Below are 13,198 nucleotides of genomic sequence, written 5' to 3' on the forward strand. Positions count from 1 at the left end.
CACCAAGGCAAGTCGAGCCCGAAATCGTGCACAGACTTAGGGCAGCGTGCTCGAATCGCCGCGTACGAGGTTGCGTTGCCGTATCGCCGGCCTTCCCTGCGAAGCCGGCTGACGGCCGTTGCCCTCCTCAGCCCGACCGGGCCGCATGCCGCTACTGAGCTCTTACCGAAGGATCGTCATGTCGCGTTCTGAGAAGCCGACCGTTGTTCTGGTGCATGGTGCGTTTGCGGACGCGTCGAGTTTTTCCGCTGTCATTCCCGAGTTGCTGAACCGTGGGTTGAGGGTTGTCGCTCCGGCTGTTCCTAATCGCAGTCTGATCGGGGATGCGGCGTATGTGGCTTCGGTGGTGCGTCAGATCGATGGCCCGGTGGTGCTGGTGGGTCACTCGTACGGTGGCGCCGTGATCACGGTGGCGGGGGTGGAGGACAACGTCGAGGCGTTGGTCTACCTGTCGGGTTACGCCCTTGAGGTGGGCGAGAGTCTGGGGGAGCTGCAGGGGCGGTTCCCGGACTCGGATCTGGCGGCGGCGCTGGTGTATTCGCCGTTCCCTGTCGAGGGGGCGGATGCGTCGGGTACGGATGTGTCGGTGGACGTCGGCAGGTTCCCGGCGATCTTCGCGGCGGATGTCGATCCGGAGTTGGCGAGGGTGCTGGCGGTCTCGCAGCGTCCGCTGGCGGCGCAGGCGTTCGCGGATGTCGCTCCGGTCGCGGCTTGGAGGACGAAGCCGTCCTTCGGTCTGGTGTCGTCCTCGGACCACACCATCAACCCTGACGTCGAGCGCTTCGGTTACGAGCGCGCCGGTATGACCACCATCGAGGTCGACTCCTCCCACCTCGTCATGCTCGCCCACCCCGAGAAGGTCGTCGCCTTCATCGAGCAAGCCATCAAGGCCATCGACGCCTGAGGGCCGGCAGCCTCCCCTTTCTCCAGAACGTGAGAGTCGGCATGACTGTTTCGATAGATGTCACGCACCACACCGCGGTGCTCAACGGAATCAACCAACATTGGGTCAGTGCGGGCCAGGGGCCACCGGTCTACCTGCTGCACGGTTTTCCGCAGACCTGGTACGGCTGGCGGAAGCAGATCCCCGTACTGGCGCAGGAGTACACGGTCATCGCGCCGGACCTTCGCGGTTACGGTGACACGGAGAAGCCTGCGTCGGGCTACGACAAGCGCACCATGGCCCAGGACATCGTCGCCCTGATGGACCATCTTGGTCATGACAAGGTGGCGTTGATCGGTCATGACCGGGGAGCGCGTGTGGGGACGCGGTTCGCGAAGGACCATCGCGACCGCATCGACCGGTTCATCGCGATGGACAACATCCCGACGCGAGTCATCGCGGACACCTACGACGTCGCCATGGCTCGTGCCGGTTACTGGTTCTTCACCTTCCTTCAGGTTCCCGACCTCCCCGAGGCGCTGATCGCGGGCAACGAGGAAGCGTGGCTCACGTACTTCTACCGGAGCTGGTCCTACGACCCGGACATGCTGTCGGCCGAGGAGATCGACGTCTACGTGCGCGCCTACCAACAGCCGGGCGCGGTCCGCGGTTCGTGCATGGACTACCGTGCGGCCGGCCAGGACGTCGCCCAGGACCGTGCGGACGAGGATCAGCTCATCGACTGTCCCGTGCTGACGCTGTGGGGGAAGGACTTCAGCGCGGTCGGCAAGGCCTACGACGTCCTGGAGGTGTGGAAGGGCATCGCCCGTGATGTCCGGGGTCTGGCAATCCCTGAGTGCGGGCATCTGTGCCAGGAGGAGAAACCCGAGGTCGTCAACGCGGAGATCCTGGCTTTCCTGGACGGCTGGAACGGCTGATCGGCTGTTACGTTTCCTTGTCCGTCGGTCCGGATCAGCAGGCGTGGAACGCCGGAAGGCGGCAGTGGTGGCGGTATCGCCCCCTGCCGCCTTTCCTATGCCCGCACAGCCCTCCCATCCGAACGCCGGGAGGCGTAACGCTCACGGACAAGGTCCGGGACGCCCAGAGGCAAGTTGCCCTTCGGCGGGGCCAGTACGTTCTTTTCCGTACCCACGGGCTGACCTCCCCGAGACCGCTGCCGGAGGCGGCTCGGGAGCTGAGAACAGGGGCCCACACTGACCAACCAGCGGGCCGCTCTCCGGTGACCGGGCCCGCTCCGGACTGACCGGCGCTCTGGAAGTCATCAGTACTTCCGAGCCGTTGGTGCCTCAGTAAGCCCTCCGGTTTCTTTGAAGTCCACCACACAGCAAAAGAGATGAGCCCCATGATGTCGCGTTCTGAGAAGCCGACCGTTGTTCTGGTGCATGGTGCGTTTGCGGACGCGTCGAGTTTTTCCGCTGTCATTCCCGAGTTGCTGAACCGTGGGTTGAGGGTTGTCGCTCCGGCTGTTCCTAATCGCAGTCTGATCGGGGATGCGGCGTATGTGGCTTCGGTGGTGCGTCAGATCGATGGCCCGGTGGTGCTGGTGGGTCACTCGTACGGTGGCGCCGTGATCACGGTGGCGGGGGTGGAGGACAACGTCGAGGCGTTGGTCTACCTGTCGGGTTACGCCCTTGAGGTGGGCGAGAGTCTGGGGGAGCTGCAGGGGCGGTTCCCGGACTCGGATCTGGCGGCGGCGCTGGTGTATTCGCCGTTCCCTGTCGAGGGGGCGGATGCGTCGGGTACGGATGTGTCGGTGGACGTCGGCAGGTTCCCGGCGATCTTCGCGGCGGATGTCGATCCGGAGTTGGCGAGGGTGCTGGCGGTCTCGCAGCGTCCGCTGGCGGCGCAGGCGTTCGCGGATGTCGCTCCGGTCGCGGCTTGGAGGACGAAGCCGTCCTTCGGTCTGGTGTCGTCCTCGGACCACACCATCAACCCTGACGTCGAGCGCTTCGGTTACGAGCGCGCCGGTATGACCACCATCGAGGTCGACTCCTCCCACCTCGTCATGCTCGCCCACCCCGAGAAGGTCGTCGCCTTCATCGAAGAAGCCATCAAGGCCATCTCCGCATAGTTCCCTTCCGCGACTCTCCCGGCTCCCTGCCACAACCCGAGCTGTCCGCTGTGTCCCGCAAGCCGTGCCACAGCGGCCCGCATGGCTTGCGGGCGAGCCATCCCCGAGCAGAAAGACAACGATGAGCACATCGATCTCGCGTCGCACCGTGACCCGGTCCGTGGTGGCAGGCGCCGCCGCCTTCGGAATCACGGGCATCGGCCACTCGGCCTCCGCCGAGACCTCGGCCTCCAAGGCGGCCGGGCAGAGGCAGAAACTGCCCACCATCGTGCTGGTGCACGGCGCCTTCGTCGATGCCTCCAGCTGGACTCCCGTAGTCCAGCGACTCCTGCGTCAGGGCCACCGCGTCGTGGTTCCGCCGAACCCGCTCCGTAGCGTGGCAGGCGACGCCGCCTACGTGCGCAGCGTCCTGGACAGCATCGAAGGTCCGGTCCTGCTGGCGGGCCACTCCTACGGCGGTTCCGTCATCAGCCGAGCTGCGGTCGGTTCCGCCCAGGTCAAGGGGCTGGTGTACATCGCCGCCTTCGTCCCGGACGTCGGCGAGAGCGCCGCCGAGCTGAGCGGCAAGTACCCGGGCAGTTCGCTCGCCGACACCACCGTCGTCCAGAAGTACCCCCTGCCCGGCGGCGGGCAGGGCGAAGAGCTGGTCATCAGGCAGGACCTGTTCCCCCAGCAGTTCGCGGCCGGCGTCGATAAGGCCACCGCTCGGACGATGGCCGTCGGGCAGCGCCCGATCACCGTGGCGGCGCTGAACGAACCGGCTACCGCGGCGGCCTGGAAGAGGGTGCCCACCTGGTACCTCATCGCCACCGAGGACCGGAACATCCCGCCGAAGGCGCAGCGCTGGATGGCCGCGCGCGCCAAGGCGCACACGGTCACCGTTCACGCACCGCACGCGGCCACGGTGAGCGACCCGCGCGACGTCGCCGACCTGCTGGACAAGGCCGCGTATGCCGTTTCCGTCGGTCACTGACCACCCACCGGAGGGACCGGAGCGGCACGTGCCCTCTGGCGGCGGCACCGCGCCTGCACCGTCCGTTTTGAGCCGCGCCGCATCCGGGTGTGCAGAGAAGTCCGCTTCGGCCACCCGGGCGGCTCCGCGCGGGCCGGCCGCGCCGCCCGCCGGGCCGCGACCGGCCCGGGGCCACAACACCAGTCAACGAAACCGGGAGGAAGAGGACATCCATGCCGCTGCTCGAACCGAAGCCTGGAATGCTGCGCCCTCACACCGCGCAGGGACCGTCCGTCGACCGGGTGGCCGACGACCAGGCGGCTGGTACGCCGGATGGGTTGAGGGACGCGCTGCTCGCAGAACTGGGCACGGACAAGGTCCTGCACAAGATTTCCGACCTGGTGCGTTATGCGTCCGACGCCAGCCCGTACCGCCTGGTGCCCCGTGTCGTGGTCATCGCCGAGAACATCGACGATGTCTCCACCGTGCTGCGTTACGCCCGGGAGAACCGTCGGCACGTGGTCTTCCGCGCGGCCGGCACTTCCCTGAACGGACAGGCACAGGGAGACGACATCCTGGTAGATGTCCGCCGTCACTGGACCGGAGTGGAAGTCATTGATGGCGGTGTCAAGGCGCGGATCAAACCGGGCACCACCATCGGCCGGGCCAACATCGCGCTTTCCCGGCATGGTCGGCTCATGGGCCCCGACCCCGCCAGCTCCATCGCGGCTTCCATCGGCGGCGTCGTGGCCAACAACGCCTCCGGCATGACCGCCGGCACCACCCGCAACTCCTACCGCCTGCTGTCCTCGCTGACCGCGGTCCTGCCCTCCGGAACGGTCATCGACACGGCCGGCCCGGACGCCGAGACGCGCTTGCGGGCCGCCGAACCGGAGCTGCACGCGACTCTGCTCGCGCTCAAGGAGGAGATCGAGGGCGACGCCGAGCTGGCCGAGCGCATACGGGCCAAGTACGAGCTGAAGAACACCAGCGGCTACCGGCTGGACGCCTTCCTCGACGGTACAACCGCCGTGGACATCCTCCGGGGTCTCATGGTCGGTTCCGAGGGCACTCTGGGCTTCATCGCCGAGACCGTCTTCGACACTGTCCCGCTGGACCGGAAGACCTACACGGCGCTGCTGTTCTTCCCCGACCTGCCTGCCGCTGCCGCCGCCGTGCAGCAGTTCAACCGGGCGGGGGCGCGCGCCGTCGAGCTGATGGACGGCAACACCCTGCGTGCCTGTGCCGAGGTGGACGGCGTACCCGAGGACTGGCGGGACATTCCGCAGGAGAACACCGCGCTCCTGGTCGAGTTTCGTGCCGCGGCCGAGGAGGACCACCTCGCCCAACGGTGCGCCGCCGCCGAAGTGGCGGAGGGGCTCAACCTGGTGACCCCGGTACCGTCGGTTTCGAACGCCTTCGTCTCCGACCCACGCACCGTGCGCACCTACTGGCACGCCCGAGAAGCGTTCATGACAGCCGTGGGCAAGGCCCGGCCTACGGGGACGACGCTGATCACCGAGGACTTCGCCGTTCCTCCCACCCATCTGGCCGAGGCGTGCGAGGCGCTGCTGGAGATGCAGCGGCGCTACGGCTACGACGCAGCGGTGGCCGGACATGCGGCGCACGGCAATCTGCACTTCCTGCTCGCCTTCGACGCGGCCCGGCCCGAAGACGTCGAGCGCTACGCGGCGTTCATGGACGAGTTCTGTGCCATGGTCGTCGACCGGTTCGACGGCTCCCTCAAGGCGGAGCACGCCACCGGTCGTAACATGACGCCCTTCCTTGAGTCGGAGTGGGGACCCCAGGCCACCGAGATCATGTGGCGCGTCAAGCAGGCCCTCGACCCGCACGGAGTGCTCGCGCCGGGGGTGGTGCTGAACCGGGACCCTCGGGCTCACCTGAAGCACCTCAAGACGATCCCGACTATCGAAGCCGTCGCCGATCCCTGCATCGAGTGCGGCTTCTGTGAACCGGTGTGTCCCAGCCGTGATCTGACGACGACGCCCCGGCAGCGCATCGTGCTCCGACGGGAGATGATGCGCCAGCCCGCCGTCTCGCCCGTCACCGACGGCCTGCTGGAGTCGTACGGCTACGACGCCGTCGACACCTGCGCCGGCGACTCGACGTGCAAGATCGCCTGCCCGGTGGGCATCGACACCGGTGCCATGATGAAGCAGTTCCGGCAACAGAGGCACGGTGACGTCGCCGAGCGGAACGCCGAGCGAGTCGCCGAGCACTTCGCGATCGTGGAGAAGGCCGTCCGCGCCGCGCTCGGCGTCGCCGGACACGTCAAGGACGGCGTACTCAGCCGTGTTACCACCATGGCCCGTAAGGCGGTCACCCCTGACCTGGTGCCGGAGTGGATCAGCGCGATCCCCGGACCCGCCTCTTCCGGCCTGCCGCTGACCCGGCGACAGGGAGCCGTGGCCGTTTACTTCGTAGCTTGCGTCAACCGGATATTCGCCGGACCCGAGGGCGGAGAGCATCTCTCCCTGCCCGACGCCGTGGTGAAGCTCTCCGCGCGGGCCGGCCGCCCCGTCTGGGTCCCCTCCGACATCGTCGGCTCCTGCTGTGCCACGATCTGGCACTCCAAGGGCTACGACGACGGCAACAGGTTCATGGCCAACCAGACCGTCGAACGGGCGTGGGAATGGACGGACGGCGGCAGGCTGCCCCTCGTGGTCGACGCCTCATCCTGCACTCTTGGCATCGGACAGGAGATCATCCCGTACCTGACGCCGGAGAACAGACGCAAGCACGAGAAGCTCGACGTGATCGACTCACTGGTTTGGGCTGCCGGTGAACTCCTGCCTCATCTCACCGCCGCTCGCAAGGTCAACAGTGCGGTCATCCACCCGACGTGTTCCATGCGACACCTCGGCGACGTGGAACAGCTCGACGAGCTGGCCCGTTTCGTGGCCCACGAGGTGACTGTCCCGGTCTACGCGGAATGCTGCGGCTTCGCCGGCGACCGCGGCATGCTCCACAAGGAGCTGGCGGAGTCGGCCACGGCACATGAGGCCAAAGAGGTCCTGGCGGGCGACCACGACGCCTACCTCTCGGCGAACCGAACCTGCGAAATCGGCATGGAGCACGTCACGGGCCGCCCCTACGAGTCGGTACTGCTGCTCCTCGAAAGGGTCACCCGGCCCGACTGAGCACAGCGCCACCCGCCTGCCGTAACAAGCCAGCACAGGAGAAACCTCATGCGAATCGCCAATCTGTCCGGACGACTGACGCTTGTCCTGGGCGAGCGTGCCGTGGATGTTCACGATGCCAGCGATCATCGCTTCCCAGCCGACCCGCAGGCGATCTACGAGCAGTGGGAAGAGTTCAAGGCCTGGGCCTCGGAGGCCGATCTCAAGGATGCCGGCCGGCCCTACGACGCTGCCGACCTCGGCGCCCCGGCCCCGGCTCCGCGCCAGCTCCTCGCCATCGGACTGAACTACCGCGAGCACGTCGACGAGGCGGGGTTCACCCAGCCCGAGGACATGCCGCCGGTCTTCACCAAGTTCTGCAGCAGTATCACCGGCCCGCTCTCCGACGTGGTGCTGCCGGAGGGTGGCCACACCGACTGGGAGGTGGAGCTGGTCACCGTCATCGGCAAGGCGGCCCGCCGAGTGCGAGAGGCCGACGCCTGGGACCACGTCGCCGGCCTGACCGTCGGACAGGATTTGTCGGAGCGAGTCCTTCAGATGAGTGGCCCGGCGCCCCAGTTCGGCCTCGCCAAGTCCTACCCGGGCTTCTCGCCCATGGGCCCGTTCCTCGTCACCCCGGACGACTTCGTCGACCCCGACGCCCTCGAACTCACCTGCAGCGTCAACGGCGCAGAGGTACAGCGGGGCTCCACCCGGCAGCTCATCTTCTCCGTCCCACAGCTCATCGCGAAACTGTCGGAGGTGCTCACGCTCCTGCCCGGCGACGTCATCTACACGGGTACGCCCGCAGGTGTCGGCTTCGGCCGCACGCCGCCACGCTGGCTGCGGCCCGGCGACGAACTCATCAGCGCGATCCAGGGCATCGGCGAACTGCGACAGCGGTTTGTTGCGGCATGAGCCCACGGTGCGGGTGAGGGCAGGGCGCGCCAAGTCCGTCGAGCCGGCTTCACACACATGAGCTCCTCGGCCAGCACGCCTCTACGGCCTGGGTCCGGGTAGCGGTCCCTGTTCTCGACAGGAGCTGCATCGCGAAGGTCTTCGCCAGGTGTGTCTTCCCGCACCGCGGCGGGGTGTGCGCTGACGGACCGATGAGCGTGCACCGCGGGGCAATCCGGGAGGACCGTCCCGGATTAGCGTCAGCACAGAACAACCGCACCACAGGAGGAGGCACATCATGACCACCAGCACAGAACGCACACTCAGCAGTCAGCCGAGGCTGCACCAGAAGGGCACGGTGATCCAGGAGTTCGGGACGGTCAGGCAGTATCCCATCGGCTTGTCCCATGACGCCAGGATGTACTCCTGCCAGCGACTGAACAAGGCTTTGGCGGACACCTCGATCTTGTACGGCCTGTACAAGAAGAGCCACTGGCTGATGCGCGGAGCGACCTTCTACCAGCTCCACCTCCTGCTGGACAAGCACGCCGGCGAGCAGCTCGAGCTGATCGATACCATCGCCGAGCGCGTGCAGTCCCTGGGCGGCGTCGCGGTGGGCGACCCCCGGCACGTCGCTGAGATCACGTCGATCCCGCGGCCCCCGGACGGCGTCGAGGAGGTCCCGGCGATGCTCTCCCGTCTGTTGGAGGCCCACGAGACGATCCTCATCGAGGCCCACGATGCCGCCGTTCGCGCCAACGAGATGGGTGACGACGGCACCAACGACCTGCTGGTTTCGCAGATCATCCGGACCGGTGAACTCCAGGCATGGTTCCTCGCCGAGCATCTGGTCGACACTCCGCTGGTGCGCGTCTGAGCATACGAGTGGCCCCGCCACGGCCACAGCCACCTCCGCTGTCACCCGGCGGGGCCGCCGACCGCTCCTGTACCGACGGCATAGCCCACGGTCAGGAGCGGTCGGCGGTTCCCGGCAGAGAGAGGTCGTCGTGGCGGTGGCCGAGAAGGGCACCTCACAGCCGAGGCACGGTTGACTGCAGGTTGTGCGGTCGGCTTTGTCCTGGCCCGAGCGAGCTTTCGCTCTTCTTCGCCTCACCCGCCAACGCATCGGCGTCCTGTTAGCCATGCTCCCGACGGCACCTTCTGCACATCCCGCATTCCCAGGGACATCGAACTCGCGACGCCCGCGTTCCCGCGGGGCCTACCCCCTTCGCCGGGCCGGCGAAAGGCTGAGCACGTCCTCCCGGATACCGCCGACGTGCTCGTACGCGCGTTCGTTTCGTCGGCAGGCCGGACCCGTCCGCAAGTTAAGATGCGGCCATGAGCCAACCACTGCGGGCGGTGCTGGGAGAAGACCAGCCGATCATGCGCGAAGGTATCGCGACCATCCTGCGCAAGGCGGGCATCGACGTGGTGGCAGCCGTCGACAACGCGGTGGACCTCGTGCACGTCACGCAGAAGCACCTCCCTGACGTGGTGATCACCGACATCCGGATGCCACCGAATCTGGAAGCGGACGGTCTGGAGGCCGTCCGGAAGATTCGCGCCGAGCGACCGGAGACCGCTGTCATCGTCCTGTCCCAGTTTCTTGAAGCTTCCTACGCGCTTGACCTGGTCGGGGACGACCCGAGCGGGATTGGCTACCTGTTGAAGGAGAAGGTGGCCAGCCCGCAGATCATCATCGACGCCGTCGAGCGGGTGGTGGCCCGGGACTCGGCACTCGACCCGGATGTGATCTCGGCACTTCTGGGGCGTAAACGGCCACAGGATCCGCTGGCCGCGCTGACACCCAAGGAGCGGCAGGTCCTGGCGTTGATGGCCGAAGGTCACTCGAACACGGGGATATCGAAGCAGCTCTTCGTGAGCGTCGCGGCCGTGGAGCGGCACGTGACCGGCATCTTTCTCAAGCTGGGGCTGAGCCAGACTGCCGCGGGGGACGGCCAGCACCGGCGGGTGCAGGCCGTGCTGCGCTACCTCGGGCAGTAGCGAAGGACGCAGCGCAGCGGGGGAGTGCCGACGAGGTCACTGCCTCGGCCGGGCGTCAGGGCGCAGAGGAGGCGAACAGCCCCCGCAGATCTGCATCGAACAACCTGTCTTTGGCGACGAACGACTCGATTCCCGCGCTCACCAGCTCCTCCGATGACCAGAGCAGGTCGTCGGTGGAGGTGAGTACCACCCGTGGCCGGTCGTCCTCCTCCGCCAGCTGTCGAGCCACACTGAGACCGTCCAGGTCAGGCAGGTGCAGGTCGAGCAGCACACCGTGTGGGCGATGCGCCCGCACCGCGGCCAGGGCCGAGGCGCCGTCGCCGGACGCTGCCACGACGCGCAGGCCACGCGCCATCAGCAGTGTCGTGGCGATGCGCCGGAACCCGGGGTCGTCGTCGACGATGACGATGTTGATGCACATCAGCCCAGCATGCATAGCGTTACCGTGGCCGGACCATAGGGCGATCCCTACACTTTGTCCAGCACCGCGCACGGGGCCTCGTCGTGGGTGCCCGCAGGCATCGGATGGCCGTTGCCGGACCCCTTCAGGCTCAGTTGCGTCGAGCGTCGACGGGCAGGTGACGTACAGCGGCACACCGATCACCTTTTGGGGGCGCGTGGCGGAAGAGGCGGCGGCCGGTGTGCTCCTACGACGCCGGCCGCCCAGGCCGTGCGGGACAGTGCTGCTTCTTGTCGTGATCATCGACGCCCCGAGACACTCCGGCCGGGCCGGGGGAAAACAGCCTCGCGGATCATGCTGCCGTGGCGCCGGGGCGCAGCGCTGCCGGGCGGAGGTCCGAACTGCGGGACAGCGGCCCGGCGCCGGCCCGGTGCGCCGCAGACGTCCGGGGCGCGGACCGCGCAGGCGTGTTCTGACAGGCAAGCCGCCGCCACTCGGCCGGGGACATGCCGTACATCATTCGAAACGCGCGGCTGAAGTGGGCGGCGCTCGTGAATCCCCATCGCCTGGCCACCGCGGAGATGGTCCGGCTCGCTGTTGTCCGGCGGGCCAGTTCTCGGCGGCACTCGTGGAGTCGTCGGCGCTGGATCCATCGGCTGACTGAGATGTCCTCGTGCTCGAAGAGCTTGTGCAGGTAGCGGACGGAGATGTGGTGGGCCTGGGCTATCGATTCGGGAGTCAGGTCCGGGTCCCCGAGGTGCTGGTAGATGTGCTCCTGGATTCGTGGCAGCAACTGCCGCGTGGCCTCCGGCATCTCATCCGCCGCCCGGTGCAGCCGCTCGCCCGCCAACACGGCGATGAGGTCGACGACATGGTGCACCAGTGTCGCACCGGTGTTTGCGGGCAGGGCGGGTGCGACATCCACCAGTTGAGTCAGCAGCGGCGACAGGAGAGCACCCGACGGGGTGTCCGCATGGATGGGAGCCGTGGTGAGCCGCCGTAGCTCGTCTTCCGTCAAGCTCAGGAGCCAGCGCGGCACGACGAGGAATCTCACGTGATGGGAGTCGGAGAAGTCGATGCCTACCGGGCGGGCCATGTCGCAGAATGCCGCCGCTCCGGGATGCACTTGGGTGCCTCCATCGCCTTGGTCCACGACGACGATGCCCTTGGCCGGGGCCACGACCACCAGGGGCTCGTCGCGGTGGGAAGCAACCGGTCGACCGGGCCGGCGTACGCGCATGGCGTCGCCCTGCACGGTGACGGCCAGCACCGGACCCAGCTGGGACAGTCTGAGGGCCCCCCGGTACTCACCGTCGGGGACGGAGATGTCGGCCGAGGGGAACACACGCGACACGGCGTCGTGCCAGTAGGCCGCTCTCCGGTGCCCTGGCACCGCCTCAGTGGAGCAGAGAAGACCCCTCAGCTCGCTCCCCGTCCCTGGCGGCATGGCCTCCGACGCCATGTTTCCTGCTCCTCGGCCGGTGTGTCTTCGGGTCCCCCGCAGAGCTGTCGGTGCGGGTGCGTGGTTTTCATGGATACCCGGCTTCCGCGTGGGGTTCGTGGCCGGCGGAAGGTCAGTGGCGCGGATCATGGCAGCCTCCAGTGAAGCGTGGACCGTGCGGCCGGGGCGGGCCGAGCGCCGTACGCTGCGGTCAGCGAGCTGCGCTTGGGCGGAAGGAAGCAACTGGCTTCCCGGGGCCTGGCCATCGGCTTCTGCACGTGTGGTTTCCTCGGTCGTGACTCAGGATCTGTCATCACCGGGACCGATGGCTGTCAAGCTCACCTGAGATGAGTCCGGGGCGCGCCTTACGGGGACTGTAGGGACAACCCTAGGTTTACGTGTGCCGCGTGACGGGCTCGGCCGGGTGTGGGCGGAGGCTGCCGTCACCCTAAAGGCTGTTGCAGAACGCCTGGGATAGGGCATTCCTCTTGTATGGGTGGGGTGTTGCGGGCTGAGCCTTTGTGGGTGGAGACGTTCACCGGCTTGCGCATGGGCCGGTTCGAGAAGTTGGTGAAGGTGGTACGGGAGCGGGGAGGAAACGGTCCCGGTGGAGGGCGCCCGTGGTGCCTGACGCTGGCGGACCGGGTGCTCCTGGTGGCCGTCTACTACCGGACCAACCTCACGATGCGCCAGCTCGCCCCGCTGTTCGGCTGCTCACCGGCCACCGTCTGCCGGGTCATCCATCGCCTGCGGCCGCTTCTCGCGCTGGAGCCGGCGCCGCGGCCTGTCGCGGATGTCGAACGGTTGTGGATCCTGGACGGAACCTTGGTCCCGGTCCGCGACCGCAGGGTCGCCGCGTCCTCTCGTAACTATCGGTTCTCGGCGAACGTGCAGGTCATCATCGATGCGGACAGCCGCTTGGTGATCGCCTCGGCCCGCCCCGTCCCCGAAAACGAGGCTGACGCCCACGCCTGGCGAGAATCGGACCTGCCCGCCATCGCGACCGGGACAACGGTCATCGCAGACGGCGCCTACCCGGGAACCGGACTGGTCGTCCCGCACCGCAGAAGAGCCGGACGCCCACTCCTGCGCGGCCAGGAGAAGGACAACGCCGAACACCGACGCGTCCGTGCCCGCGTCGAGCACACCTTCGCCCGCATGAAGAACTGGAAAATCCTCCGCGACTGCCGCCAGAAAGGAGATGGCCTTCACCACGCGGTCCAAGCCGTCGCCAGCATGCACAACCTCGCCATGACAGGCTGAACCAGCAGGTCAACCGCCACCCTGACCTGCCCACACCCACCCTTTTGCAACAACCTTTACGAGGTCGTGCACGGTAAGCGGTGGGACGTCGGCCTCTGGGTCGTCGATCATGGTTGTGTGGTGGGG

The 13,198-nt window shown here is 67.5% G+C and carries 11 protein-coding genes; 9 read left to right on the plus strand and 2 right to left on the minus strand.

All coding sequences use genetic code 11. The annotated features are described in order from the left end of the window. Nucleotides 1-178 precede the first annotated feature (178 nt). The 8 genes from ABZY45_RS31625 (at nt 179) to ABZY45_RS31660 (ending at nt 9,968) form a co-directional block, all read left to right on the plus strand. Entirely contained in the window at nt 179-904 is a 726-nt protein-coding gene (locus tag ABZY45_RS31625; RefSeq protein WP_356745576.1) for an alpha/beta hydrolase, read from the plus strand. A 41-nt stretch (nt 905-945) separates the two neighbouring features. Beyond that, entirely contained in the window at nt 946-1,821 is an 876-nt protein-coding gene (locus tag ABZY45_RS31630) for an alpha/beta hydrolase (RefSeq protein WP_356745578.1), read from the plus strand. 428 nt (nt 1,822-2,249) lie between these two features. Next, on the plus strand, nt 2,250-2,975 hold the full coding sequence (locus tag ABZY45_RS31635; protein ID WP_356745657.1) for an alpha/beta hydrolase: 726 nt from the start codon (nt 2,250-2,252) through the stop codon (nt 2,973-2,975). 121 nt (nt 2,976-3,096) lie between these two features. After that, nucleotides 3,097-3,948: an alpha/beta hydrolase gene (locus tag ABZY45_RS31640; RefSeq protein WP_356745580.1), complete on the plus strand. Its 852-nt coding sequence runs from the start codon at nt 3,097-3,099 to the stop codon at nt 3,946-3,948. A 212-nt stretch (nt 3,949-4,160) separates the two neighbouring features. After that, nucleotides 4,161-7,088: an FAD-binding and (Fe-S)-binding domain-containing protein gene (locus tag ABZY45_RS31645; protein WP_356745582.1), complete on the plus strand. Its 2,928-nt coding sequence runs from the start codon at nt 4,161-4,163 to the stop codon at nt 7,086-7,088. Nucleotides 7,089-7,136: 48 nt separating this feature from the next. After that, nucleotides 7,137-7,985: a fumarylacetoacetate hydrolase family protein gene (locus ABZY45_RS31650; RefSeq protein WP_356745584.1), complete on the plus strand. Its 849-nt coding sequence runs from the start codon at nt 7,137-7,139 to the stop codon at nt 7,983-7,985. 277 nt (nt 7,986-8,262) lie between these two features. Next, entirely contained in the window at nt 8,263-8,841 is a 579-nt protein-coding gene (locus ABZY45_RS31655; protein WP_356745586.1) for a DNA starvation/stationary phase protection protein, read from the plus strand. A gap of 461 nt (nt 8,842-9,302) precedes the next feature. After that, nucleotides 9,303-9,968 carry a response regulator transcription factor gene (locus ABZY45_RS31660; protein ID WP_356745588.1) on the plus strand — a complete coding sequence of 222 codons (666 nt, stop codon included), beginning with the start codon at nt 9,303-9,305 and terminating at the stop codon, nt 9,966-9,968. Nucleotides 9,969-10,023: 55 nt separating this feature from the next. On the opposite strand, the gene ABZY45_RS31665 is transcribed toward ABZY45_RS31660, so the two are convergent. After that, nucleotides 10,024-10,404 (minus strand): response regulator, encoded by a 381-nt coding sequence (locus ABZY45_RS31665; protein ID WP_356745590.1) that lies wholly within the window; start codon nt 10,402-10,404, stop codon nt 10,024-10,026. Nucleotides 10,405-10,720: 316 nt separating this feature from the next. After that, nucleotides 10,721-11,830, minus strand: a complete 1,110-nt coding sequence (locus ABZY45_RS31670; RefSeq protein ID WP_356745592.1) for a helix-turn-helix domain-containing protein — start codon at nt 11,828-11,830, stop codon at nt 10,721-10,723. Nucleotides 11,831-12,301: 471 nt separating this feature from the next. Between ABZY45_RS31670 and ABZY45_RS31675 the strand changes: the two genes are divergently transcribed. Beyond that, nucleotides 12,302-13,072: a transposase gene (locus ABZY45_RS31675; RefSeq protein WP_356745594.1), complete on the plus strand. Its 771-nt coding sequence runs from the start codon at nt 12,302-12,304 to the stop codon at nt 13,070-13,072. Nucleotides 13,073-13,198: the final 126 nt, after the last annotated feature.

The organism is Streptomyces sp. NPDC006516, assembly GCF_040611875.1.
GTDB lineage: Bacteria > Actinomycetota > Actinomycetes > Streptomycetales > Streptomycetaceae > Streptomyces.

Coding starts and splice junctions, on each gene's coding strand:
- ABZY45_RS31625 (WP_356745576.1), top strand. CDS start 179: ATGTCGCGTTCTGAGAAGCCGACCGTTGTTCTGGTGCATGGTGCGTTT.
- ABZY45_RS31630 (WP_356745578.1), top strand. CDS start 946: ATGACTGTTTCGATAGATGTCACGCACCACACCGCGGTGCTCAACGGA.
- ABZY45_RS31635 (WP_356745657.1), top strand. CDS start 2,250: ATGTCGCGTTCTGAGAAGCCGACCGTTGTTCTGGTGCATGGTGCGTTT.
- ABZY45_RS31640 (WP_356745580.1), top strand. CDS start 3,097: ATGAGCACATCGATCTCGCGTCGCACCGTGACCCGGTCCGTGGTGGCA.
- ABZY45_RS31645 (WP_356745582.1), top strand. CDS start 4,161: ATGCCGCTGCTCGAACCGAAGCCTGGAATGCTGCGCCCTCACACCGCG.
- ABZY45_RS31650 (WP_356745584.1), top strand. CDS start 7,137: ATGCGAATCGCCAATCTGTCCGGACGACTGACGCTTGTCCTGGGCGAG.
- ABZY45_RS31655 (WP_356745586.1), top strand. CDS start 8,263: ATGACCACCAGCACAGAACGCACACTCAGCAGTCAGCCGAGGCTGCAC.
- ABZY45_RS31660 (WP_356745588.1), top strand. CDS start 9,303: ATGAGCCAACCACTGCGGGCGGTGCTGGGAGAAGACCAGCCGATCATG.
- ABZY45_RS31665 (WP_356745590.1), bottom strand. CDS start 10,404: ATGCATGCTGGGCTGATGTGCATCAACATCGTCATCGTCGACGACGAC.
- ABZY45_RS31670 (WP_356745592.1), bottom strand. CDS start 11,830: ATGGCGTCGGAGGCCATGCCGCCAGGGACGGGGAGCGAGCTGAGGGGT.
- ABZY45_RS31675 (WP_356745594.1), top strand. CDS start 12,302: ATGGGTGGGGTGTTGCGGGCTGAGCCTTTGTGGGTGGAGACGTTCACC.